21 protein-coding genes and 1 pseudogene are annotated in these 25,016 nt (G+C 57.5%); 6 read left to right on the top strand and 16 right to left on the bottom strand.

Annotation, left to right across the window (positions count from 1 at the left end):
- Positions 1-53 precede the first annotated feature (53 nt).
- The 4 genes and pseudogenes from U5K34_RS07450 to rpe all read right to left on the bottom strand — a co-directional run bounded on the left by U5K34_RS07450 (position 54) and on the right by rpe (position 3,635).
- Positions 54-434, bottom strand: a pseudogene (locus U5K34_RS07450) (GxxExxY protein).
- Positions 435-507: 73 nt separating this feature from the next.
- On the bottom strand, positions 508-1,992 hold the full coding sequence (trpE, locus tag U5K34_RS07445; RefSeq protein WP_322567757.1) for an anthranilate synthase component I: 1,485 nt from the start codon (positions 1,990-1,992) through the stop codon (positions 508-510).
- Between the two features lie 113 nt (positions 1,993-2,105).
- Positions 2,106-2,795 (bottom strand): phosphoglycolate phosphatase, encoded by a 690-nt coding sequence (locus U5K34_RS07440; RefSeq protein WP_322564748.1) that lies wholly within the window; start codon positions 2,793-2,795, stop codon positions 2,106-2,108.
- A gap of 150 nt (positions 2,796-2,945) precedes the next feature.
- The gene (rpe, locus tag U5K34_RS07435) at positions 2,946-3,635 is read right to left on the bottom strand and encodes a ribulose-phosphate 3-epimerase (RefSeq protein WP_322564747.1); all 690 of its coding nucleotides are present in this window, start codon (positions 3,633-3,635) and stop codon (positions 2,946-2,948) included.
- A 199-nt stretch (positions 3,636-3,834) separates the two neighbouring features.
- Here rpe and U5K34_RS07430 point away from each other — a divergent pair, with 199 nt between their 5' ends.
- Together U5K34_RS07430 and U5K34_RS07425 are read left to right on the top strand one after the other, a co-directional pair.
- Entirely contained in the window at positions 3,835-4,629 is a 795-nt protein-coding gene (locus U5K34_RS07430) for an alpha/beta fold hydrolase (RefSeq protein WP_322564746.1), read from the top strand.
- 131 nt (positions 4,630-4,760) lie between these two features.
- A complete protein-coding gene (locus U5K34_RS07425; protein ID WP_322567756.1) occupies positions 4,761-5,222 on the top strand; it encodes a CopD family protein in 462 nt (153 codons plus the stop codon).
- A gap of 488 nt (positions 5,223-5,710) precedes the next feature.
- On the opposite strand, the gene djlA is transcribed toward U5K34_RS07425, so the two are convergent.
- From djlA to U5K34_RS07410, 3 genes are all read right to left on the bottom strand, one after another.
- The gene (gene djlA, locus U5K34_RS07420) at positions 5,711-6,532 is read right to left on the bottom strand and encodes a co-chaperone DjlA (protein WP_322564744.1); all 822 of its coding nucleotides are present in this window, start codon (positions 6,530-6,532) and stop codon (positions 5,711-5,713) included.
- 194 nt (positions 6,533-6,726) lie between these two features.
- A complete protein-coding gene (locus U5K34_RS07415; RefSeq protein ID WP_322564743.1) occupies positions 6,727-7,083 on the bottom strand; it encodes a cupredoxin domain-containing protein in 357 nt (118 codons plus the stop codon).
- Entirely contained in the window at positions 7,080-9,308 is a 2,229-nt protein-coding gene (locus tag U5K34_RS07410) for a heavy metal translocating P-type ATPase (RefSeq protein ID WP_322564742.1), read from the bottom strand. Before U5K34_RS07410 ends, U5K34_RS07415 begins: the two co-directional genes overlap by 4 nt.
- Positions 9,309-9,506: 198 nt before the next feature.
- Between U5K34_RS07410 and U5K34_RS07405 the strand changes: the two genes are divergently transcribed.
- Genes U5K34_RS07405 through U5K34_RS07395 form a run of 3 tightly spaced genes read left to right on the top strand, consistent with a single transcriptional unit; the run spans position 9,507 to position 12,113 of the window.
- Positions 9,507-10,418: an HDOD domain-containing protein gene (locus U5K34_RS07405; protein WP_322564741.1), complete on the top strand. Its 912-nt coding sequence runs from the start codon at positions 9,507-9,509 to the stop codon at positions 10,416-10,418.
- 34 nt (positions 10,419-10,452) lie between these two features.
- A complete protein-coding gene (locus tag U5K34_RS07400) occupies positions 10,453-11,166 on the top strand; it encodes a sulfite exporter TauE/SafE family protein (protein ID WP_322564740.1) in 714 nt (237 codons plus the stop codon).
- Positions 11,163-12,113 (top strand): sigma-54 dependent transcriptional regulator, encoded by a 951-nt coding sequence (locus U5K34_RS07395; RefSeq protein ID WP_322564739.1) that lies wholly within the window; start codon positions 11,163-11,165, stop codon positions 12,111-12,113. Before U5K34_RS07400 ends, U5K34_RS07395 begins: the two co-directional genes overlap by 4 nt.
- Before the next feature lie 320 nt (positions 12,114-12,433).
- On the opposite strand, the gene U5K34_RS07390 is transcribed toward U5K34_RS07395, so the two are convergent.
- A complete protein-coding gene (locus tag U5K34_RS07390) occupies positions 12,434-14,716 on the bottom strand; it encodes a TonB-dependent receptor (RefSeq protein WP_322564738.1) in 2,283 nt (760 codons plus the stop codon).
- A gap of 362 nt (positions 14,717-15,078) precedes the next feature.
- Here U5K34_RS07390 and U5K34_RS07385 point away from each other — a divergent pair, with 362 nt between their 5' ends.
- Positions 15,079-15,768 carry a TonB family protein gene (locus U5K34_RS07385; RefSeq protein ID WP_322564737.1) on the top strand — a complete coding sequence of 230 codons (690 nt, stop codon included), beginning with the start codon at positions 15,079-15,081 and terminating at the stop codon, positions 15,766-15,768.
- A 484-nt stretch (positions 15,769-16,252) separates the two neighbouring features.
- Here the strand turns inward: U5K34_RS07385 and U5K34_RS07380 are convergent, their stop codons facing one another.
- The 8 genes from U5K34_RS07380 to U5K34_RS07345 all read right to left on the bottom strand — a co-directional run bounded on the left by U5K34_RS07380 (position 16,253) and on the right by U5K34_RS07345 (position 24,999).
- Positions 16,253-16,642, bottom strand: coding sequence for a DUF302 domain-containing protein (locus U5K34_RS07380; protein WP_322564736.1), 390 nt, complete (start codon positions 16,640-16,642; stop codon positions 16,253-16,255).
- Positions 16,643-16,875: 233 nt separating this feature from the next.
- Entirely contained in the window at positions 16,876-17,364 is a 489-nt protein-coding gene (locus tag U5K34_RS07375) for a c-type cytochrome (RefSeq protein WP_322564734.1), read from the bottom strand.
- A gap of 2 nt (positions 17,365-17,366) precedes the next feature.
- Positions 17,367-20,516 carry an efflux RND transporter permease subunit gene (locus U5K34_RS07370; protein WP_322564733.1) on the bottom strand — a complete coding sequence of 1,050 codons (3,150 nt, stop codon included), beginning with the start codon at positions 20,514-20,516 and terminating at the stop codon, positions 17,367-17,369.
- A 65-nt stretch (positions 20,517-20,581) separates the two neighbouring features.
- The gene (locus tag U5K34_RS07365) at positions 20,582-20,974 is read right to left on the bottom strand and encodes a GxxExxY protein (RefSeq protein WP_322564732.1); all 393 of its coding nucleotides are present in this window, start codon (positions 20,972-20,974) and stop codon (positions 20,582-20,584) included.
- Positions 20,975-21,014: 40 nt separating this feature from the next.
- Positions 21,015-22,622, bottom strand: a complete 1,608-nt coding sequence (locus U5K34_RS07360) for an efflux RND transporter periplasmic adaptor subunit (RefSeq protein WP_322564731.1) — start codon at positions 22,620-22,622, stop codon at positions 21,015-21,017.
- Positions 22,619-23,863, bottom strand: a complete 1,245-nt coding sequence (locus U5K34_RS07355; protein ID WP_322564730.1) for a TolC family protein — start codon at positions 23,861-23,863, stop codon at positions 22,619-22,621. The genes U5K34_RS07360 and U5K34_RS07355 overlap by 4 nt, the downstream gene beginning before the upstream one ends.
- 83 nt (positions 23,864-23,946) lie before the next feature.
- Positions 23,947-24,303, bottom strand: a complete 357-nt coding sequence (locus tag U5K34_RS07350) for a hypothetical protein (protein ID WP_322564729.1) — start codon at positions 24,301-24,303, stop codon at positions 23,947-23,949.
- Between the two features lie 135 nt (positions 24,304-24,438).
- The gene (locus U5K34_RS07345) at positions 24,439-24,999 is read right to left on the bottom strand and encodes a DUF3365 domain-containing protein (protein WP_322564728.1); all 561 of its coding nucleotides are present in this window, start codon (positions 24,997-24,999) and stop codon (positions 24,439-24,441) included.
- Positions 25,000-25,016 lie beyond the last annotated feature (17 nt).

Raw genomic sequence — 25,016 nt, 5'->3', positions numbered from 1 at the left:
ATACTCCCTGCGAAAAACGCAGAGGACGCGGAGTCGCGGAGAGGCGAAGAGAACTACAATTTATTTGCAACACGATATATACCGTTCTTAATCAATGATGTCCTGAAATTAATAAGCAACCCCAGTTTTCTGCCTGTCAATCTCAGATAGGTCAGAACCTGTGATTTATGTATATCTTTAATTTCCTCCAGCTGATTTCAGCTCAATAATCACCTTGTCCTATCCACCATAAAATCAGCTCTATAAACCTGATCAACCATGATACCTTTGTATTCCAGGGGAATAGGAACCTCCGACTCATATTCGATACCCAACATACCGAATTCATGTTTCAGGCATTCATGATACGCCGATTCCAGCAGTCCCGGACCAAGTATCCGATGCACTTCTATCGCTGCACCGATTATTTCTCCAGCAAGATCATTTTCGTGCATATGCAACTCCTTTGCATTATTGATTTCCTCTGCGTCTCCGCGCCTCCGCGCCCTCCGCGTTAAATACACCGCTCTATCTATGTGCCCCGTCCAGGCCGGCTTCGGCGAGGGCGACGGCGCGAAAGATGGCGCGGCCTTTGTTCATGGTTTCGTCCCATTCGTTGCGCGGGATGGAGTCGTGGACGATGCCGGCGCCGGCCTGGATATGCAGTTGTTTGTCCTTGATCACGGCGGTGCGGATGGCGATGGCGGTGTCCATGTTGCCGGACCAGGACAGATAGCCCACCGCGCCGGCGTAGACGCCGCGCTTGACCGGTTCGAGCTCGTCGATGATCTCCATGGCGCGGATCTTGGGCGCGCCGGAGACGGTACCGGCCGGGAAGGTGGCGCGCAGCACGTCCATGTTGGACATGCCGGCTTTGATCTTGCCGGTGACGTTGGAGACGATGTGCATGACGTGCGAATACCGCTCCACGGCCATGTTTTCGGTCACCCTGACGCTGCCGGTCTCGGCAATGCGGCCGACATCGTTGCGCCCCAGATCGATCAGCATCAGGTGTTCGGCCCGCTCCTTGGGATCGGCCAGCAGCTCGGCTTCCAGGGCCCGATCCGCCTCGTCGCTCTTGCCGCGCGGGCGGGTGCCGGCAATCGGGCGCACGGTGACGGTCTCGTCTTCCACCCGCACCAGGATCTCCGGCGAGGAGCCGACGATGTGAAAATCGTCCAGATCCAGATAGAACATATAGGGCGAGGGGTTGAGGCTGCGCAGGGCGCGATACAGATCCAGTGGCTGCGCCTCGTAGGGAATCGACAGGCGCTGCGACAGGACGACCTGCATCACATCGCCGTCGATAATGTACTGCTTGGCCTTTTCCACCGCCGACTCGAAGCCCGCCTGGGTGAAGCCGGAGATAAAATCGTCTTCATGGACCTTGAGCGAACGGGTTTTGGCAGGCCGGGGCGGCGTTTGCTGCAAGCGGGCGATCAACTGATCCAGCCGCGTTTGTCCCTGTTGATAGGCCCCGCTCTGACCTGGATCGACATACAGCACGACATAGAGCTTGCCGGAGAGATTATCGAACACCACGATCTCGTCGGAGACCATCAGCAGGATATCCGGCAGTTCCAGCGCGTCGTCGTTGGGACAGTCTGCCAGCCGCGGCTCGATGTAGCGAATCGTATCGTAGCCGAAGTAACCGACCAGGCCCCCGTTGAAGCGCGGCAAGCGGTCGTCCTCGAGGACCCGGTAGCGAGCATAAAAGGCTTCGATCCAGGCCAGCGGATCGCCGGCCTGTTCCTGTTCGATAATCTCGCCGTTGTGGTAGAGACGAATATCGTGGCCGTGAATGCGCAGAACCGTCTGGCAGGGCAGGCCGATAATGGAATAGCGGCCCCATTTCTCGCCGCCCTGCACTGATTCGAACAAATAGCTGTAGGGGCCGTCGGCCAGCTTGAGATAGGTGCTCAAGGGGGTGTCGAGATCGGCCAGCACTTCCCGCACCAGCGGGACGCGGTTATAGCCCTGTTTGGCGTACGCCTGAAATTGTGTCTCGTTCATAAACTGTCACCTGAAGAGTTGCCATCATATACCAAAAACCGGAGTCACTGCCTCACCAGTGGCGCCATCGGTTAATGGTATTGTTCATGCGGCGTTGCATCTTCAGGTCACAGTCAGGCCGCGCCACGCGCCGCCTGTTTGAGTAAATCGGGCAGTTCGGCCATGGAGTCGATCACCGCGTCGGGGTTGGCCTCGCGGATATCCACGCCATGGTTGTAGCCATAGCTCATGCAGACAATCTGGAAACCGGCGGCCCGCGCGGCGGTGACGTCGCTGACCGAATCGCCGATCATCAGTGCCTTTTCCGGTTTGACCCCGAAAAAGTCCGCCACATGCAACAGCGGCAGGGGGTCGGGCTTTTTCTTCGGCAGGGTGTCACCGCTGACCACGATCTCGAAATAATCGTACAGACCAAGCGTCTTGAGCAGCGGCACAGTGAACTGCTCCGCCTTGTTGGTCACACAACCCAGCCGGTAACCGGCCTGCTTGAGATACTCCAGCCCCTCCTTGACGCCCGGATACGCCTTGCTGCGCTTGCTGGTATTTTCGGCATACAGTTCCAGATAGATCGGATAGGCTTTGTCGAACAGTGCCTCGTCCGGCTCGCCGTCGAGCCGGCCAATCAACGCGCGACGCACCAGACGCTCGACGCCGTTACCGACCCAATGGCGCACCTTCGGCTCGCCATGTTCCGGCATGCCGAGCTGTTTCATCATCTCGTCCGCGCAATATGCAAGATCCGGCACACTGTCCACCAGCGTGCCGTCCACATCAATCAGTACCATTTCCGGCTTCTTCAACATTTTAGATTCCTGCATAAAAACGCAGAGGGCGCGGAGTCGCAGAGACGCGGAGGAGAATAGAATAATATGCTTTAGAATCAGCACAAAACAATTAATTTCTCTGCGCCTCTGCGCCTCTGCGAACTCTGCGTTACATCATCCGCCCTATGATTAACCGGCCTTGGCCAGTTCTTCCCGCATTTGTTTGATGATGGAATCATAGCGGTTGGGATCGGAATCCTGGCCCTTGCCGAAAATTGCCGAGCCGGAGACAAAGGTATCCGCGCCCGCTGCCGCGATTTCGCGGATATTGTCGGCCTTGACGCCGCCATCGACTTCCAGCTGGATGTCATAACCGGATTCGTCGATCAGTTTGCGTGCTTCACGCAGCTTGTCGAGGGTGGCCGGGATGAAGGACTGGCCGCCAAAGCCGGGGTTGACCGACATCAGCAGGACCATGTCGACCTTGTCCATGACATGCTTGAGATAATCCAGCGGCGTGGCCGGGTTGAATACCAGACCGGATTTACAGCCGCTTTCGCGCACCAGCTGCAGGGAACGATCGATATGATCGGAGGCTTCCGGATGGAAGGTAATGTAGGTGGCGCCGGCTTCGGCGAAGTCGGGAATAATCCGATCCACCGGCTTGACCATCAGATGCACGTCAATGGGCGCGGTCACACCATGCTTGCGCAGGGCTTCGCAAACCAGCGGGCCGATGGTCAGGTTGGGCACGTAATGGTTGTCCATGACATCAAAATGGACAATGTCTGCACCGGCTTTCAGTACGTTGTCCACTTCCTCGCCCAGGCGGGCAAAATCCGCGGACAGGATGGACGGGGCAATTTGATAATCGGCCATAGGTTCGCCTCTTCGCTTGTAATTTAAAGTGTCGTCGCTCGCGCCGTGACGCGACCTGCTGAAAAATGAACCGCAGACTTTACCTGATCGGATCGGATTTTTCAGCCTTTTGTGGCAACATGACTGCGGATTTGCGCCCCGCCCGGCATTTCCCCGGGCGGGCCCGGAAACAAAACCTCTCTGATTACAAGGGATTACCATGCGCGGATTGTGTACCACCCTATTAATAAGTATCGCGCTGATCAGTTCGCCGCTGTCAGCCTCGGACAAGGCCAAGGAACAGCGCTGGGCCGATCAGATCGTCGATACATTGATGGTCGGCGAGGCGATCTGGCTGGAACCCCGCGACGAGCCGGTGCTGGCGCTGGCCACCGAACACACCACCGAAAAAGCCAAAGGGGCCGCCATCGTCGTCCATGGCATCGGCGCCCATCCGAACTGGCCGGAAGTTATCCATCCGCTGCGCAGCCGGTTACCGGACCACGGCTGGATGACCCTGTCTGTCCAGATGCCCATTCTCGAAAACCAGGCCGACGCCCGGGACTATGAACCGCTGTTCGCCGAGGTCGCGCCCCGCTTCGAGGCGGCGATCGCCTACCTGCGCGAACAGGGGATCGAGAATATCGTCATCCTCGCCCACAGCATGGGCGCCGCCATGAGCACCCACTATCTGGCCAGCAATCCCGATCATCCTGTCCGGGGATTCGTCGGTATTGGCATGAATCAGAGCAAAATCGATAAAATGGACAACGCCCACAACCTGGAGAAGATCACCATTCCGGTGCTCGATCTCTACGGCAGCCGGGATCTGGAAGGCGTGATGGCTTCGGTCAAACAGCGCGCCACAGGCGCCGCCCGGGCCGGCAACAATAACTACCGCCAGGTTGAGATCGAAGGCGCCGACCATTTCTTCAACGGCATGGCCGATACAATGGTGAAACGGGTCAGCCGCTGGCTGGATAATCAGGCGCTCGGCGAGGAAGCGGCGAGATAATTTTGAATGTTGAATGTTGAGTTTTGAATTAAGTACAAACTCACAATTCAACATTCAAAATTTAAAATTCAACATTGCGCCCTTTGCCTCTGCGTTAATAATTTATAAATAACGAGGTCAGAAATATGAATATGAACAGTATCTTGATTGCCCTTCACCTGCTCGCCGCCGTCATCTGGGTCGGCGGGATGTTTTTTGCCTATATGTGCCTGCGCCCGGTAGCCGCCACGCAACTGGAACCGCCGGTACGCCTGACCCTCTGGGTTGGCACCTTTGGCAAGTTCTTTCCCTGGGTCTGGGCGTCTGTCATTCTGCTGCCATTGACCGGCTACTGGATGCTGTTTGCCATGTTCGGCGGCTTTGCCAGCGCCCCGATCTATGTCCACCTGATGAACGCCCTCGGCATCATCATGATCCTGATCTACCTGCATGTCTTCTTTGCCCCCTATCGTCGGCTCAAGCAGGCCGTTCTCAGCCAGGACTGGCCGACCGGCGGCCAGAAGCTCGGCCAGATCCGGATGCTGGTGGGACTGAATACCCTGCTGGGGCTTATTACTGTGGCCATTGCCAGCGGCGGGCGGTACTTCGGCTGAAAAATCTTAACCACGAAGACACCAAGACACCAAGACACGAAGTAAAATCAATATTAAATCCTTCGAGATTTTATGTGTTGCAGTTGTTTTATTTCACAATAGTGTTCAGGACCAGCCATGCTTGTCTCACCACAGAGGACACAAAGGTTTAAACAATATTCTTCTTCGTGTCTTGGTGTCTTCGTGGTTTGCTTTTATTTCACAGTTGGTAGGCCGGACATAGCATAGCGGTGTCCGGCAACCCGAAAAATGCCCGATACCGCTTCGCTATATCGGGCCTACCCGGGTCCGCGCGTCCTGCGGAGGCAGTTACGAGTTCCGAGGAAAAACATCTATTGTAGGAGCGCCTCTGGCGCGACAGGCCGTGCGGTACGGTGAAAGATATTAACCACGAAGACACCAAGACACGAAGTGTTCAAATATTTATTTTCTTCGTGTCTTGGCGTCTTGGTGGTTTGCTTTTATTTCTCAAATGCGCGCAAGCTATTTCAGTGCTGGCGTAATTTCTTGATCAGCTCGTAGGCTTCCTTGATCTCCTGGGTCTTTTCGTTGGCGATCTTGATCATCTCCTCGGGCATGCCCCGGGCCACCAGTTTGTCCGGGTGGTGCTGGTTCATCTGCCGCCGGTAGGCTTTTTTGATCTCGCTATCGCTGGCACTTTCACTCACGCCCAGCAGTTCATAGGCCTGCTTTAACTGTTCGGCCGGGGGACGTCCTGCCTGGGCGCCACCACCGGCACCGGCATGTTGCTGGTGGAATTGCCGCTGGGCCTGAACCATTTGCAGCAGTTGCTCGAACGCGCTGCCGCTGAAGCCCAGCCGCTGACCGATATGCCGCAGCACGTTCTGTTCGGTGGGGTGCATGACACCGTCGGCATAGGCGGCATGGATCAGGATCTCCATGAACATCTGCAACACCGTGCGACGCCGGCGCGCTTCCTGGCGGAACTGCTCCAGCACGCCATCCAGATCGAAGTCGGGCTGCTTACCCTGATTGAACAGCTCGATGGCGGCGTGCTTTTGCTGCTCGTCGAGGCGCATCTGCTGCATGACCCCGCGGGCCATCTCGATCTCGTCTTCACTCACCCGCCCGTCGGCCTTGGCCACGTGCCCCATGGTAGAGAACAACGCGGTGAAAAATGCCATCTGCACCCGCTCCGTCTCACCCGGGCGAGACGGACCACCGAGCTGTCTCTGCAAGTTCAGACCCCGATCAAATTGATGGCCGAGCACCCCGCCTAGCAGCGCGCCCAATGGTCCGCCCAGCATGAAGCCGAACGTCCCGCCGACAACCTTGCCCCACCAGCTCATAAGAACAGGGCCGAGGGACGAGGGACGAGGGACGAGGAAATTGACGTTATTAAATCATTTTGTTGTGGCAACACAGCTACCTCACTTTGTTAAAGTTTTACCACTGCAATCGTGAAATAAAATATCGAGGTGAAGATGCTACTATAATGGAGTGTTTTTGCCTCGTCACTCGTCCCTCGTAACTCGGCCCTTCGTCATATGACGATGAGCGTACCACGGTACATCTGCATCTGGCAGGTAAAGTCGTATTCGCCTTTTTCCTGCGGGGTGAGGGTGATCGCTTTGTAGTCATCCACCGGCAGTTCGGCGCTGATGTCGAAGTCGGAAAAAATGACCTGTTCGGCGCAGGGGCTGGCATCCTTGCGCAAAAAGCGCAGGGTAATCGGCTGGTTGACGGGCGTTTCGATCCGCGACGGCGTGTAGACGCCGTCGTCCACCAGGATGTCGACGGTATCGCCCTGGCGTTGGGTGGTCGCGGGTTTGGCGATCCAGAACCACCAGACGATGGCCAGCATCAGTGCCAGCCCCAGAAGATTGATCAGCCAGATCATGATTGGGCTCCTGATTTGAACCAGCGCAGGCGGTTGGCATTGCTCACCACGGTGACCGAGGACATGGCCATGGCGGCGCCGGCGATCATCGGGTTGAGCATGAGCCCCATGATCGGATACAAAATGCCGGCGGCGATGGGGATGCCCAGACTGTTATAGACAAAGGCGCCGAACAGGTTCTGCTTGATGTTGCGCAGGGTGGCGTGGGAGATGGCGATGGCATCGGCCACCCCGTGCAGCGAGCCGCGCATCAGGGTGACGTCGGCGCTTTCGATCGCCACGTCGGTGCCGCTGCCGATGGCAAAACCCACATCGGCCTGGGCCAGCGCCGGGGCGTCGTTGATGCCATCGCCGACCATGGCCACCACCTCGCCGCGTTGCTGCAATTGTTCGATATGCCGGTTCTTGTCCTGTGGCTGGACCTCGGCGATGACCTCGTCGATCCCCACCTGACGCGCCACCGCCTGTGCCGTGGCGGTGTTATCGCCGGTCAGCATGATCACCTTGAGCCCGAGCTGTTGCAAACGCCGCACCGCGGCGGCCGAGTCATCCTTGATCGGATCGGCCACTGCCACGATACCCACAAGTTGCTGCCCCCGGGCGAGGTACATGGGCGTTTCCGCCTGCCCGGCCAGCTGTTGCGCCCGGTCCTGCAGCTCGCCGATATCGATGCCCTGGCTCTGCATCAGGCGAACATTGCCGAGATAACACACGTCGCCGTCCAGTTCAGCGCTCACCCCCTGGCCGGTGATCGCCTCGAACCGCTGGACGTCGGACAGGGTGATCTCGCGCTGTTTGGCCGCCTCGACAATGGCGTGAGCGAGCGGGTGTTCGGAACCCTGCTCCAGGCTCGCAGCCAGTTGCAGCACTTGTTCCTCGCTGTAATCGGCCGCGGGCACCAGGTGGGTGACGCTCGGACGTCCCACGGTCACGGTCCCGGTCTTGTCCAGGACGATCGCTTCAAGCTTGCCTGCCTGTTGCAGGGCCTCGCCATTGCGAATCAGGATGCCGTATTCGGCGGCCTTGCCGACGCCGACCATGATGGAGATGGGCGTGGCCAGTCCCAGGGCGCAGGGGCAGGCGATGATCAGCACGGTCACGGTGGCGACGATGGCGTGACTCAGCAGCACCTCCCCGCCCAGGTTGAACCAGATCAGAAAGGTTGCCACCGCCACCAGCAGCACGGCCGGCACGAACACCCCGGCCACCTTATCCACCAGACGGCCGATGGCCGGTTTGCTGCCCTGGGCACGGCGCACCATCTCGATGATCTGCGCCAGCACCGTGTCGGCACCGATGCGTTTGGACTGGAACAGGAAGCTGCCGCTGACGTTGATGGTGCCGGCCACCACCTCGTCGCCGACCTGTTTGGTCACCGGCAGCGGCTCACCCGTAAGCATGGACTCATCGACACTGGAATGACCGTCGATAATGTCGCCGTCCACTGGGATGCGCTCGCCGGGACGAATCCGCAACGTCTCGCCCAGCCCGACCTCGTCGATGGGTACATCCTGCTCCTTACCCTCGCGCACCACCCGCGCGGTCTTCGGCTGCAGACCGATGAGCCGGCGGATCGCCTCGGAGGTCTTGCCCCGGGCGCGCATCTCCAGCGCCCCGCCCAGATTGACCAGGGCGATGATCACCACCGCCGCCTCGAAATAGGCATGCCGGGCCAGACTCGGCACGGTGTCGGGGAACAGCACCACCACCACGGAATAGACCCAGGCGGCACCGGTGCCCAGGGCAATCAGGGTATCCATGTTGGCGTTATGCACCCGAAAGGCCTTCCACGCCCCGGTGAAAAAATGGCCGCCGGCATAGATCATCACCCCCAGGGTGAGCAGCCCCAGAAACAGCCAGATTGGCTGACCGAGTGAGGTATCCAGTGCGGGCAAGAAGCCGCCCATGTCACCGATCACCAGCGGCACCCCGAGCACCGCCGCCACCGCGGTCTTGCGCAACAGGCGGCGGTAGTGGGCCATCTCGGCCGCTTCCTTGTCGGCCTCGGCATTTTGCCCTTTCATCTCGGCCGCGTCGTAACCGGCCTGTTTGACGGCCTCGACCAGTTTGTCAGCACTTACATCGCCCTCGACCGTGGCGGTGTGCTCGGCGAAATTCACCTCGGCCTGCTCGACGCCGGGCACCGCCTGCAGCGCCTGTTCGACGCTGGCTACGCAGCCGGCACAGCTCATGCCGCTGATGGAGAGTCGGGTTGCTGCCGTCATACCACGCTACCTTATATATTGATTAAAACCGCGTTATCGGGCATCCGCCCGTCTCAAATACCTACTTTAAAATGTGAATATATTCACACAATGCTCGCGTTATCACTGACCGGGACCGCCTATAATCGAAATCAACGGGTCAGGCTGAACCGGGCTCGGCGATTCGCCAACGGATAACAGGATACCTTACCCGACGCCATGGCGCCCGATCCCCAGTCCCTGCTTTATGATCGCCTTGAGCGGATTATGCTGCCGGCCATCGTCGCGCGTCTTGACACACTGATCAACGACCCCGCCTGCAGCGCCGCGGAGATTGCCGAAATCATCAATCAGGATGCCTCACTTTCGGCGCGCGTACTGAAGATCGTCAACAGTCCCTTTTGCGGCGTGTCGTCGCAGATTGACGGCATCTCCATGGCCATCACCCTCATCGGCACCCATGCGTTGCGGGACATCATTATGACCATGACGCTGATCAGACAGTTCAACCAGTTTCCCGAGGGGTTGATCACCCCCCAACAGTTCTGGCGCCACAGCCTCGCGGTGGCCAGCGCCGCCCGAACCCTGGGCGAACGACTGCGGTTCGTTAACACCGAACGTCTGTTTATCGCCGGTTTGCTGCACGACATCGGCAAACTGGTCATGTATTTATTACGACCCGAAGAATCCCGTCAGGTTCTGGCGCGTGCCGCGCAGGGCGAAGACAAGCTGTACCACATCGAGCGGGATGTCTTCGGGATTGACCATGGGGAAGTTGGCGCAGCATTGCTGCATCAGTGGCATATGCCCGAGGCAATAATCGAGGCGGTTGGCCTTCATCATCAGCCCGCCCTGGCGAACCATTACATTCAGGAAACCGGTATCGTGCATCTGGCCAACGCGATCGGCAACACGATCGAGCAAGCCATCAGCCCGGATGATGATCTGCCCATCGATACCCGGGTCTGGCAGATGGCGGATCTGAATCCCACCGAACTGATTGACCTGACCGGCGAATCCCGGCTGACGCTGCAGCATGTCCTGCAGGCGATGCATCCGGAGCTGGCCCCTGGAGTTCTGAGTTCCGATTTCCGACTCGCGACAGGTCGCGGCAATCAAGTAATGTTATGATGTCGCTTTATTTCTTGTGCGAGTGTTGATCTAGATGGATATTGCCCTGGTCAGTGCCTTTATTGTCGGGCTGTTCAGTAGTCTGCACTGCCTGGGGATGTGTGGCGGGATCATCGGCGCGCTGACCTTCAGTCTGCCGCCGGCGGTCCGCGAACACCGCTGGCGGTTGTTTCCCTATATCTCCGCTTATAACCTTGGTCGCATTACCAGCTACACAGCCGCCGGCGCCCTGCTGGGCTGGCTGGGTGACAGCCTGTTCAAGGTGCTCAGTCCCGACACAGGACATCTGATCCTGCAAGGCATTGCCAGCGCCATGATGATTGGTATCGGACTCTATCTGGCCGAGTGGTTTCCCCGTTTTGCCATGATCGAGCAACTGGGCAAACCGTTGTGGAAGCGGTTGCAACCCTGGGGGCAGAAACTCATTCCGGTGCGCTCACCCTGGCACGCCTGGTTGTTCGGCCTGGTCTGGGGCTGGCTGCCCTGCGGGCTGGTTTATTCCGCACTGATTATCTCGGGTACTGCCGGTGACGCGGTCTATGGCGCGCTGTTCATGCTGAGTTTCGGCGCCGGGACTTTGCCTTCGGTAATGACCGCCGGTATATTAACCGGATGGATGGCAAGGCTGTCCCGGTTGACCCAGGTCAAAATGGGCGTGGGTTTACTGCTGATAGTATTGGCTATCGCAAGCTTTTATCTGACCTGGGCGCACGGTCATCAACATGTTTCTGTAGGAAGTTTGCCATGAATGACGCATTCACGCATTTACTGGGCCAGGCTCCGGCCTTTCTTGCCACTCTGCGCTCGGCGCAATTGATTGCCGTGACCGAGGTCACCACCCTGATCACCGGCGAAACCGGCACCGGCAAGGAGCTGTTGGCGCATGGCATGCACCGAACGAGCTCGCGCAACCGGGCGCCGATGATCAATATTAATTGTGCCGCCCTGCCCGATAATCTGGTTGAGGCTGAACTGTTTGGTTACCGGCGCGGTGCGTTCACCGATGCCCACCAGGATCAGCCGGGCAAACTCAAGGCCGCCGACGGCGGCACCCTGTTTCTGGATGAGGTCGCCGAACTGCCCCTGCCGGTACAGGTCAAGCTCCTGCGTTTTCTCGAATCGGGCGAGATCCAGCCACTGGGTCAGACCACGACAGAAAAGGTGGATGTACGGGTCATTGCCGCCAGTAACCGGGATCTGTATACGCTGGTGAAAGAAGGTCTGTTCCGTGAAGATCTCTATTACCGCCTGCACGTGGTACCGCTGCATCTGCCGCCGTTGCGCGAACGTTTTTCCGATATCGAACTGCTGCTGGGCAAGCTGACAGCACGCCTGGCAATCTATCATCGTCTGGATGCACCCCGCTATACCACTGCCGCCATCGAAGCCTTGCAGGCTTACGCCTGGCCCGGCAACGTGCGTGAGCTGCGCAACGTCTGCGAACGCATGCTGGTGCTGCTGCCCGGCAAGACCCTCGATGTCGGCAATCTGCCGGCCGAGATCGTCCGCCCGAACACCGGGCAGGACAGTTCACTGCAACTGCCCGGTACGGGCGTACAGCTCGATGACCTGGAAGCGAGCATGATTCGCCAGGCACTGGCCCGGGTCACCGGCAACCAGAGCAAGGCCGCCCGGCTGCTCGGCATCACCCGCAGCGCGCTGATCTACCGCATGAAAAAATACGCGATCGAATAAATCAGCATCCCTGATTAAAAACGCAGAGGACGCGGAGCCGCAGAGGCGCGGAGATCATGTTTTTTGATCTTCCTGGCAACTTTTTCTATCTAAAATACAGTTCCACTGATTTAGAATTCAAAATTCATTTCTCTGCGTCTTTGCGCCTCTGCGTCCTCCGCGTTCGTCAACCGCTCTTGAATCAATGGATCAAAATACGATATTCACTTTGGCCCAGTAAGATCGGCCCGGTTCGTTGACCTGGATGACAGAGGTATCGCAGGCACATGAAAAACGCCGGCTTACGCCGGCGTCGTCTCCTTATTATGCCATCGCCAGGCTCAGAACTTGATGTTTACGCCGGCATAGATGGAACGTCCCATGCCGGGGACCGGGGTACCCCAGGCAACATCACTCCCGGACATGGTTTTGCCTTCACCCAGATAGGCGCCGCCCAGCGGGTGGTTGTAGAATTCATCGAAGACGTTCTCGATACCAACATCGAAGCGGGCCTGTTTCCAGGTGTAGCTGCTGCGCAGATGGAGCAGGCCGTAGGACTCGGTCTGCATCTCGTTACGGGTGGCGGAGACATCCTCCTTGCTATCCACCAGCTCCACCTCGACGGTGTTCTGCCATGCTCCCTTCTGCTGCACGACGGCCAGCCTGGCATTGAGCGGCATTATGTTGTAGAGGTTGTCACCGGTATCCTCGTTCTCGCCGCGAACGTAATTCAGCATACCGGTCGCGGTGAAGTTGCCGTACGGAGTGTTTTGAGCCAGCGGGAAGTGGCCGGAGATGTCCAGACCGTAGAGGGTGGCCTCCTGGTTGACAAACTGCAAATAGACAAAATCCTCGGTCGCCGTCAGGTTAGCATCAGTACAGACACCGCTGGCCGCCCCCGAGCAGCGCTCGGCATCGATATAGTCCTTGACGCGGGTATAGTAGGGGCTCACCTTCAGCTCCCACTTCTTTTGCGCTGCATCGTGCCAGCTGAAGGCGGCGCTGACGGTGCGAGCAATTTCGGGGTCCAGCTCCAGATTACCGACATAGCCGTTGCCGTCGCCGGCCCAGTTGATCATGCGCATCGCCATGCCGCCGGTCGACCAGGTGTAACGTTCGTAGAGGTTGGGCGAGCGGCTCTTCTGCGCCAGGCCGAACTCGATGGTGCGGCTGGCATCCGGGGTGAAACGGGCCAGCGCGGTGAAGTCGAAGTTGTCGTCGGTCCTGGCGCGGTCGGCATCGTTGAAGGCTGTTTCGTCAGCGAGGTAGGTAGCGTTATAACCCTGTACCTCTCCAGCATCCATTTTCACCTGTTCATAGCGCAGGCCGAGCTGGGTCAGCCAGCGCTCGTCCCACTGCGCTTCCCACTCGCCAAACAACGCCAGGCGGTCGCGCTCGCCGTCGTTGATATTGATAAAGGTGTCGGGCCACATTCCCTTACCGGAGGGATCCATCCAGTCATCCAGACGGTACTGCTGGGCCTCGGTGCCTACCCGCAGCAGGTCACGGCCCGACAGCACGATATCCGCCTTGAGCAGGAGTCCGCTGTTATTGCCCTCGGTATCCATCGGCATGCCTGCCGCACAGCCGTTCATCCCACCTTCCAGAGTACAGGGCTCGCCATCGGGATTGGTGGTGCCGTCATTGGAGCCATACCAGAAGAGCTTGTCGTCATAGAACTGCATGGAGTGACGGGTACGCTCGTGGTAGGCGCGGGCTTCCAGTGTGCCCCAGTCAAGCTCGGCGGTGTGGTTCAGATTGAATTGCGTACTGTCATTGCCGGTCATGTCCATACGCTGGTTGCTCCACCCCTGGTAGGGGATATCCTGCATGCCGATCTTGAATTCGGTGAGGTGGTTGTCGTTGAGCATCGCCAGGCTGAGGGAGCGATTGGTGGATTTGTACCTGGTCGAGCCGACCTCGTCGCTGTCAAGGGAGGGGTCGCCCACGTCATTGACATAGGTTTGGGTCTTGAAATCATCGCCTGCGCTGTAGTTGCCCGACTCGGTAGTGGAGCTGGTGTAGGTCAGGCTGAATTTTTCGTTGGCGGCGGTCGCGCTCAGGTTGTCGCCGTAGGCATTGCCGTTGCTGCGATAGAAAAAGCCGGCCTCGCCCTTTAACAGGCTTTCTTCACCGGGTTGTGCGAATTGCGGCGCAGGTGAATCGACCAGAACGGTGCCCCCGATGCTGTCGCCACCCACGCTGACCGGGCTGATGCCGGCAAACACGGTGGCGCTGTCGACATTGCTCGGGTCGATGTAGGAGAGCGGCGGGTTCATGTGGTTACCACAGGCGGAGATAAGGTCCATGCCATCGACCTTGATGCGCAGGCGATCATCGGCCAGGCCACGGATGACGGGCAGACCGGAGACCCCGCCGGAGCCCTGGATCGTGAGGCCGGGGAGGTTCTTCAGCAGGCTGGCGCTGTCGCTGGTAGCCGGGGCCAGCATCTGCAGGGTCTCCTCACTGACGGTTGTGCGGTTAACGTCGCGGCTCTCTGTCAGAGGGGGGGCGGTGACCGAAATGGTTGGTATGGCCTCTTCGGCGATCGCGGTGCCGTGGGCGAAAGCGGCGATCAGTGTGGCAAGTAAGGTTTTGCGCAAAGGTAATGGTTGCTGATGCATTTTTTTCCCTTGAATGTAGCTTGTTATTAAAGTCGGGGATCAGAACAGGAAAATATTATGCCGTTCTTAATTCAATAGAGTACCTGCACTGCATACTGCTTGCTCCCCATATAAATAAACTACAAAGGAGCAAATGCCGTGCCACAAATCATTTACCACAAAACAACAACTTGCAGTGGGAAATAAATTTGAAACTGTCTGTTATCAGACACCTCGTCTCAAAACAGCCACATTGGCATTTTGATCCCGACTATGTGTCTTACAGTTTTACCCGGCCTGCGGCATTGGAGCGGGGATGATATTACGTTAAAGTTTGCTTATATCAGCACATGCGAAAAACCCACCGGACTGACCTGCTTTTCATGACGCAACTAACGCCTGTCTTCAAACTGACGCTGCTGGTCTCAATCGGTCTGCATGTTGTGGCAATTATTCAGTCCGGCTCGCTCTCGCCGGGACACTATCCGACAGATAATGAAACGCGACTGAGCATCACTCTGAGTCCGGCAACAGAAAACCGGACAACATCCGAACCGTTACCGAAAAAACCACCCGAGAAGGCGCCGAAATCCGAACCTGAACCTGAACCTGAACCTGAACCTGAACCTGAACCTGAACCGAAGCCGAAACCCGTCAAAAAGCCGAACAGGCCCGTAAAAACACAAACTAATGAACCGTCAGAGGAAAAAGCGATAAAACCGTTTAAAGAGGCGTTGCCGCAAGAGGTGGAGCAGCAACGAATGCAGAGCGGGGGTGTCCGCAGCGGGATATCAGCCGATGAATCCTACCAGAGCCGTTTGCTGCGCCATCTGGAACAGTACCAGCACTATCCTTTTATGGCGCGCCGGCGCCAGCTGGAGGGTCGGGCTTCAATCCGCATCACGGTCGCCGATGACGGTCAATTACAAGATATCGAATGTCTTGAAGGTAATGACCTGTTTTGCGAAGCAGCCATCCAGGCCGCCCGCAAAGCCCAACCTTTTCCCCCACCGCCGGCATCTTTATCCAGCAGGGAATTTCAGTACGCGATGGAGTACCGGCTGAGAAATTAATAATCAGGCATGGTTAGTGCTGAGTGCTGAGTACTAGGTGCGGAGTGCTGAGTGCTGAGTGCTGAGTGCTGATGCTATCCCCTGAATTCAACGTCGATACTCTGCTCTTCAAGTCACGTAGGCTACGCCAACGTGACCTACAAGACTATTCTTCGAATTCAACGCCGATACCCTGCTCTTCAAGTCACGTAGGCTACGCCAACGTGACCTACAAGACTGAGGCTATTCTCCGAATTCAACGTCGATACCCTACTCTTCAAATCACGTAGGCTACGCCAACGTGACCTACAAGACTGTTCCAAATTTGTGCATACCTTATACTCTGGCTAATCCTGTAGGTCACGCTGGCATTAGCCTGCGTGACACCCCTGCCGATACGCAGAATCTCAGGTAGCGCTGCACGCAACCTGACCTACGCCTCTGTTCTCTGGTAACCAGTCACCAGCAACTAGCAACTAGCAACTAGCAACTAGCAACTAGAACCTTATTTCGACAGACTGTCGCGCACCCGTTCCAGCCTTGCCTTGACATCCCCGGCCAGCTCATGAATCCCGGGTTGTTGCACCAGATCCAGCACCGCCTGAGGATCCATGAAGGCCACGGTGATTGAGCTATCATCTTCCTCGCGCACGACCACGTTGCAGGGCAGCAGCAGACCGATATCCGGCTCGGCGGTCAGGGCCTGGTTGGCCAGTACCGGGTTACAGGCGCCCAGGATTTTGTAGGGCCGCTTGTCGATATCCAGTTTCTTTTTCATGACTGCCTTAACGTCGATCTCGGTCAATACGCCGAAACCCTCTTCTTTCAGGGCTTCGGTGACTTTCTCAACCGCATCATCAAAACTGCCCGAGACCTTGGTGTTAAATCCGTACATACTCACTCTCCTTTCAGAAATCTTTATAGTTCAGAAAATTACATGTGATTCATAAAATTGTGTCTATTCAGGCTCACGTCCTAGGTACTAGTCTCCAGGAGCTGGTATCTGTTTGATCAGCCAGACGATGGCCAGGAGTACGACAATCCAGATCAGGATACCGAAGCCCCCGTGACCGAACAACCACCAACCGCCACTCCACCCTTCACCGTGCATCATATATTCCTTCTTGCCTATCTGTTTTTTGCTCGTTGATCGTTGCGATACCACTGAGCATAGATATCATCGGGCCATTGCGCCTTGATCCAGGCCAACACATCGGCAATGTCCTGATCGCCAAGCCGGTCTTTCCAGGCCGGCATATTGCCGCCCCGATCCCGCGTGCCGTTTTTAATAATCTCGACCAGCTGGGCCGTCGGGTGGTGCCAGGTGTGTGCCGAGCCATCCAGCGGCGGTGGCGGGAATTTTCCCTCCTCGTCGCGCTGGCGCCAGTTCGACGCCCCCTGCGCCAGTTTGCCGTGGCATGCCGCGCAGTTTTGTTGATAGAGGCGCCCGCCCCGCAGGATCTGCTGCATATCCTGATTACGCGGCGGCACCCCGGTTTTTGTTGAGGCTGATTGGTCAGCTTGTGGTTGACTGTTGGAACTGACCGAGTTGTCACACCCGGCCAGCCACAGACTGCCAATAATACCCAGCACCACAATGTTGAATATCGCTGACATGTTCACACCCCCGGTATCTTGCCTTTTTCAATAAACTGCTTGACTTCAAATTGCTTCCACAGAAAATAAACGGCCGGAATCACGACCAGGGTCAATATGGTAGCGCTGACCATCCCGCCGACCATGGGTGCCGCGATGCGGCGCATGACTTCAGAGCCGGTACCGCCGCCCAGCATGATCGGCAACAGCCCCCCGGTAATGGCCGCCACGGTCATGATAATGGGGCGCACCCGCAACAGGGCACCCTCGATGACGGCCTGCTTGAGTTCTTCCAGGTTCGGCACGTGCACGCGTTCTTTATTGGCTATCTGGTTGCGATAGGCCTGATTCAGATAGACCAGCATCACCACCCCGATCTCCACGGCCACGCCGGCCAGGGCGATAAAGCCCACGCCGACGGCGACCGACATGTTGTAGCCGAGCAGGTAAAGCAGCCAGTACCCCCCGACCAGGGCCAGCGGCAGCGTGCCCATGATGATCAGCACCTCGATAATATTGCGGAAGTTGAGATACAACAGCAGCACAATAATCACCAGCGTCAGGGGCACCACGACCTTCAGGCGCTCCTTGGCCCGCACCATGTATTCATACTGCCCGGACCAGGCAATGGAGTAGCCGGCCGGTAAATCGATCTGCCGGTTAACCACCCGTTGCGCCTCTTCCACGTAGGACCCCAGGTCCCGATCCTTGATATCGACGAAGGTCCAGCCGTTGGGCCGCGCATTTTCGCTTTTGATCATGGCCGGACCCGTCTCGACACGAATATCCGCCACTTCGGACAACGGAATCCGGGCGCCCTGCTTGGTAATCACCGGCAGATCGCGCAGCTTGTCGACCGATTCGCGAACCTCCCGCGGATAACGTAAATTGATCGGATAACGTTCCAGCCCTTCCACGGTCTGGTCGACCTGCATACCGCCTATGGCTGTACTCACTACATTTTGCACATCGGCGATGTTCAGACCGACCCGAGAAGCCGCCCGTCGATCGATATCCACCGTCACATAACGGCCGCCGACGGTGCGTTCCGAATAGGCCGAGACGGTGCCCGGTACCTGCATGACCGCCTCTTCGATCTGTTGGCCGATCTCCTGGATCACGTTCAAATCCGGCCCCGAGACCTTGACGCCCACCGGCGTCTTGATGCCGGTCGCCAGCATGTCGATCCGGGTTTTGATCGGCATCACCCAGGAGTTGGTCAGACCGGGGAATTGCACCCGATCGTTCAACTCCTGTTTGAGTTTTTCGGTAGTCATGCCCTCGCGCCACTCACTGCGCGGCTTGAGCTGGATGGTGGTTTCGATCATGGTCAAAGGTGCGGGATCGGTGGCGGTTTCGGCCCGGCCGATCTTGCCGAAGACCCGCTCGACCTCCGGTACGCTCATGATCAGTTTATCGGTCTGCTGCAGCAGCTCCTGCGCCTTGCCGATCGACAGGCCGGGGAAGGTCGTCGGCATGTACATCAGATCCCCTTCGTCCAGATCCGGCATGAACTCCGAACCGATGTTCATTACCGGCCAGATCGTCATCAACACCACCAGCAGGGCAATACCGAGCACGCTTTTGGGCTTGTTCAGTACGGTATGGATAAAAGGCTGATACGCCTTGATCAAAATCCGGTTGACCGGGTTTTTCTCCTCCGGGCGGATGTGGCCGCGAATGAAGTAGCCCATCAATACCGGGACCAGGGTGATCGACAACCCGGCCGCCGCGGCCATGGCATAGGTCTTGGTAAAGGCCAGCGGCGCGAACATGCGCCCTTCCTGCGCCTCGAGTGTGAACACCGGCAAAAAGCTGAGGGTGATAATCAACAGCGAGAAGAACAGGGCCGGACCGACTTCGCGGGTCGCCTCGCTGATAATGCGCCAGCGATTCTCGTTAGTCAGCGGCTCGCGTTCGATGTGTTTGTGCACGTTTTCGATCATCACGATTGCCGCATCGACCATGGCGCCAATGGCGATGGCGATCCCGCCCAGGGACATAATGTTGGCATTGATGCCCTGGTGATACATGACGATAAACGCCCCGAGGATCCCGATCGGCAGACTGATGATGGCGACCAGCGCCGAGCGCAGGTGAAACAGAAACACCAGACAGACCAGCGCGACGATCAAAAACTCTTCCAGCAATTTACCGGTCAGGTTATCGACCGCCCGGTTGATCAGGGCGGAGCGATCATAGGTCTCGACGATCTCCACGCCGTCGGGCAGGCCGTTTTGCAGCTGTGCCAGTTTGTGCTTCACGCCCTCGATGGTCTTGAGGGCGTTCTCGCCGTAACGCATCACCACAATACCGCCGGCGACCTCGCCCTCGCCGTTCAGCTCCGCGATACCGCGGCGCATCTGCGGTCCCAGCCGGATTTCGGCTATATCCCCCAGCAACAACGGCGTGCCCTGCTCACTGACACCCAGGGGAATGTTTTTGAGATCGTCCTTGCTCTGGATGTAGCCGGTGGCCCGCACCATGTATTCAGCCTCGGCCATCTCGATCACCGAGCCGCCGGCCTCCTGGTTGCCCTGCCGGATGGCCTGGCGGACTTTCGCCAGTGGCAGATCGTAGGCGCGCAGTTTGTCCGGATCGAGGACCACCTGGTACTGCTTGACCATGCCGCCGACCGTCGCCACTTCCGACACGCCGGAAACCGTCTGCAGCTCATACTTCAAAAACCAGTCCTGCAGAGAACGCAGCTGCGACAGATCATGCTGGCCGGTGCGATCCACCAGGGCATATTCATAGATCCAGCCCACCCCGGTGGCATCGGGCCCCAGTGCCGGACGCGCCTGTTCGGGTAATCGTGCCTCGACCTGACTCAGATATTCCAGTACCCGCGATCGGGCCCAGTAGGGATCGGTCCCGTCCTCGAACAGGATATACACAAACGAATCCCCGAACATGGAATAACCCCGCACCGTCTTCGCCCCCGGCACGGAGAGCATCGCCGTGGTCAACGGATAGGTCACCTGATCCTCCACCACCCGCGGCGCCTGGCCCGGATAGGTGGTCTTGATAATCACCTGCACATCCGACAGATCCGGAATCGCATCCAGCGGCGTGTTCTTCACCGCGAACCAGCCCCAGCCGCACAGGATCACCGTCAGCAACAACACCAGAAAACGGTTGCGCAGCGACCAGTCGATAATTCGTTCAATCATTTTGAAGCTCCAAAAATCTCACCACCAAGACGCCAAGGCACCAAGGCACCAAGGCACCAAGACAGTTATAATATTCTTCTTCTGATCCCATCTTTTATGACAGGCACATTGAAATTGATCAGCAGACCAAGCCGTTTATTCGCCAGCTTCAGATAACTCAATAGTTGCGAGTCATGAACTGGCAAAATTGTCTCTACAGACTTCAATTCAACTACAACCTCATCTTCAACAAGCAAATCAAGCCGTAACCCTGCATCTATTTTTAATCCATCATAGATAACCGAGATAGTTTTCTGGCTTTCCACTTTCATTCCGCGTTTTTGAAGCTCGTGCAACATACATGCTTCATAAACTGATTCGAGCAACCCCGGACCAAGCGATTTGTGGACATGAAATGCACTATCAACAACTTCCTTCGCAATCTTGTCAACCTCAGACGATACCTTTATAAATTCCATTTTTTTCTCCTTGGTGTCTTTGTGTCTTGGTGGTTATTCTTTACTCTTTTCGCTTACGCATGGCCTTGATGACATAGCCGTCGTCGCCTTTTTCGAGATCGAATTCGACTTTGTCATCGGGGCTGAATGGTTCGAGGTCGACATCGGGTTTGACCCTGAACGACATGGTCATTGCCGGCCAGTCGATTGCGGGAATCGGATCGTGGCTCATGTTGACGCTGTTTGCTTCCGGCTCCAGCTCATGCAACACGCCGGTGCCGGTGATCGTTGACGAGGCTGATGTACTTTCTGCGGCAGTCTCGTCTGCCGGTGATGTCATGCGTTTGATGCTGGCCTTGAGGCTGGCTTCCGAATCGATCAGGAACTGTCCCGAGGTTACAACCCGCTCACCGGCTTTCAGCCCATGTTTGATCTCGACCCGGTCACCCGAGGCCATGCCGGCGACCACGGTCCGGGGCCGGAAGCGACCTTCCTCCAGTGCCAGGATCACCCGATCTTCGTCTCCGCCGCGGATCAAGGCCTCTTGTGGAATCACCACGGTATCCCGCTTCGGTCCGCCGTAAATACTGATATCGGCGAACATGTTGGGCTTGAGGGTTTGATCGGGATTGTCAAAGCGCAGGCGTACCCGCAGGGTGCGGGTTTTGGGATTAAGGCTCGGGTAGACGTATTCCACTTCGCCTTCCCAGGTGCGACCGGGGAAATAGGAGAGGCTGACATCGGCCGGCTGGCCCGCTTCGACCCAGTCCACCTGGCTTTCGAACACTTCGGCCTGAATCCAGACAGAAGAGAGATCCGCCAGCGCCATCACCTCGGCCTGTGGCTTGACATACATGCCTTCACGCACACCAAGGTTGGCTACAATACCGTCCTGCGTGGCGTAACCTTTGACATACTGGCTCACCTGACGGGTCTGGCGCAGCTTGTCAATTTGTTCGTTACCGATGCCCAGCGCCACCAGCCGTTCCCGGGAGGCGCGAATCAGCGATTTACGCCCGCTGTCCAGGGCCTGAACATACTCTTCCTGCGCATTGACCAGCTCCGGGGCATATACCTCGTAAAGCAGCTGACCTTTTTCGACTCGTTCGCCCTCGGCTTCGACATAGAGCTTTTCGATCCAGCCCTGCGTTCGCAGATGAATATGCGAGATCAGGCTTTCGTCATAGGCGACATAGCCGACCGTATCGATCTTGCGCCACAGGGTATCGCGCTCGGCTTTGGCGGTACGCACACCCATGTTGTTGATCACGGCCGGGGATATTTTCACCGAGCTGCCGCCGCCATCATCATAGACCGGGACAAAGTCCATCCCCATCTCGTCTTTTTTCGGCTCTTTGGAGGTAATCGAGGGATTGTGTGGATGGCGGTAATAGAGGATCTCCTTCTCGCCTTCGTCCTCACTCGCGTCATCCTGCTCTTTTTCGACCAGATCCATGCCACAGATCGGACAGTTGCCCGGCTCATCCCGAATAATCTGCGGGTGCATGGGACAGACATAGTTGGGATCGGTGTGCTTCTTTGCATGCTCCAGCGCGGTTTCCTGTTGTCCCGTTGCTTCGGAACCGGTGTCCGAGCTGGTCTTGTCGTCACCACAGGCGGCCAGTGCCAGCCCCAACCCAAGAATCAGTAATCCTTTCATCAGTTTCATTGTGTGACTCCTGCAAGATAGAGTAACTGCGCCTGCGCCCTGGCGTGATCGGTACGCAGGCGCAGTGCCTTGAGTTCGGTGTCCAGTTGCATAATGCGGGCCCGCATCAGGGCAGTGAATTCCGCATCGCGGCTTTGATAACCCTGCAGGGCGCTCCGGGCGTTTTCCCGCGCCATGGGTAACAAGCGGTCCTGATAACGGGCCAGACGATCGGCCAGATTGTTCCAGCGGGTATGGCTCGCCTGCCATTGCCGGTTCAGTTCTCGTTGGCGATCCTTGAGACTGTAAAGTGCGCCCTGTAATTGCTGCTTGCCGGCAGCCACCTTGCGGTCCTGGTAATTATCGGTAAACAGCGGAATATCCATCAGCACCATGGCGGAGAGAAAATCGCTGCGCCCGCTGCCGTCGGGGTTCAACCCGTCGCGTCCGCCATAGGTCACATCCAGCATCCAGGAGGGTTTGTACGACTGACGCGCCAGGGAAACCCCGTTTTGTTCCGCGTCCACCTCGGCGCGGGCGGCCTGAATCTGCGGATGCTCATCGAGCCGGGGCGATTGCGGACGAGGCAGTTCGGGGAACGGTTGCGGCGGGCTCATGGCGTCGGGCGTGTCGCCCAGATAGCGCGCCAGCGTCGCCCAGGCTTCTTCCATCTGATTGCGAATATCCACCAGGCGATCATCCAGTAACCCCAGTTCGAGCTCCGCGCGGATCACATCCTGCTGCTGTTGCCGCCCGGCGGCATACTGAGATTCGGTCACCCGTACCAGGCTGCGGTACAGATTACGGTTCTCCTGCACCACTTTTTGTGCCCGATGCCAGTAATACCATTCCAGCCAGGCCTGACGTACGTCACGCACCAGTTGCCGACGTTGATCCTCCGATCGATGTTGCTGCACCCGTGAACGGGAGAGGGTGCGTTGGGATTGGTATTTGAGCGAGTCTCCCGCCGGAAACATCTGCTGGATGCCCACCTGTACCTGGGTCATCGGTTCCTGATCCCGTTTGAACGTGTCGGTGGGAAAATTCATCAGCCCCAGCTTCAGCTTGGGATCGGGCAGGGCGTTATCGGCGACCGCCTGTTCCTTCAGGGCCGCGCTTCTGGCTTCGTTAATTCGAAACCCGGGATCATTGTCCAGCGCCAGCCGAATCGACTCCTCGAGTGTCAACGTTGACGCCGCCAACAGCGGCCGGGCTGTCAATGTCGCCAGTACGACACCGCACAACATAAATAGACGTAACATGGTGACACCTCATCATCTGATTCCATACCGATGCCTCGCATCGGCATAACGACAGCAAAGTACACCCGTGAAGGGTGTCAACGTCAGATGAGGTTTCGGGGAGGTCGGAATTGACCGCTCGGGGGCAAGCCGTCAGCGGTCCCGTGCAGGGGAAGCGAATAGTGCAGATCGGGGGTATCGATTTCGGTGTTCAGCACAGAGGCAACCGCGTTGATACTCTGGCAATGAAAACAGTCGCGGCAATTCTGGTTGCAGTGATTGGCATCCTGCTCACAACAGCTCATCGCTTTGGGGGTATCCGCCTGCGCCACCTGCATGTGCTCGCAGACATGATTTGGCGAGGGCACCTGCATCTCGGTTTGCGCATACAACGCCTGCACCGGCAATAACAGCATTGCCAGGGTCAGCAGGTGGACGAGCCCGTGTCGTGTTCGTCTCATGCGCAAATCGGCCTGAACGTCGGTTCAATACATTAATTGACCCCGGCGAACCCGACAGGTTCCTCCGGGGCCGTGCCATGTTAACAAAACCGATCCGGAAAATAACCCCAAAATCAGGCTATTTATATAGTCGGTTTAGAGATTCTTGCTAATCGTAAAGGCGCCGCGCAGATCACCCTGGCTGTAACCGGTCGCCCGATCCTCGGGATAGAGCTTTTCCAGCCTGGCGGAAACCGCCGGATCAAGTTGGGTACCGTGGCATTTCAGGCAGAGCTCGCCGGTCGGGATCGCCTTCATGTAACGAAAGACCTGCTGGCCATTTTGCTCGACGATCGCATGCTTTTCCATTTTCTTCGGGTGCTCACCATCCGCCTTGCGCTGTTCAAACTCCCTGAGCACGGCCTCTTCCCATTGATCCGGGGCATTGCCGGGGTTGCGAGGCTTAAGACTGGTCCGGCCGATCTGCAGCCCCTTATCCTTTGAGACATCGCGAGCAATCGCCGGCGCCTTGTCACTGCACACCTCAATGGCGTTGACCGGCCCGCCGGCTTTCATCCCGGCTTGCAGCTCACCTTTAAGCTGGCCGAAAAATTGCTGAACCGCCGCGCGGCTTTGTTCGACATGTTCAGTGCTCTGTTCGGCTATCGCGGGACCGGCCAACATCGCCATCAATGTGATAGAGACAAGATATTTCATCGTATAGTTACTCCCAT

This window comes from Thiohalophilus sp. (genome assembly GCF_034521165.1).
Classification (GTDB): Bacteria; Pseudomonadota; Gammaproteobacteria; order UBA6429; family Thiohalophilaceae; genus Thiohalophilus.
Note: the sequence above shows the minus strand (reverse complement) of the source record. Positions and strands in the feature narration are given on the sequence as shown.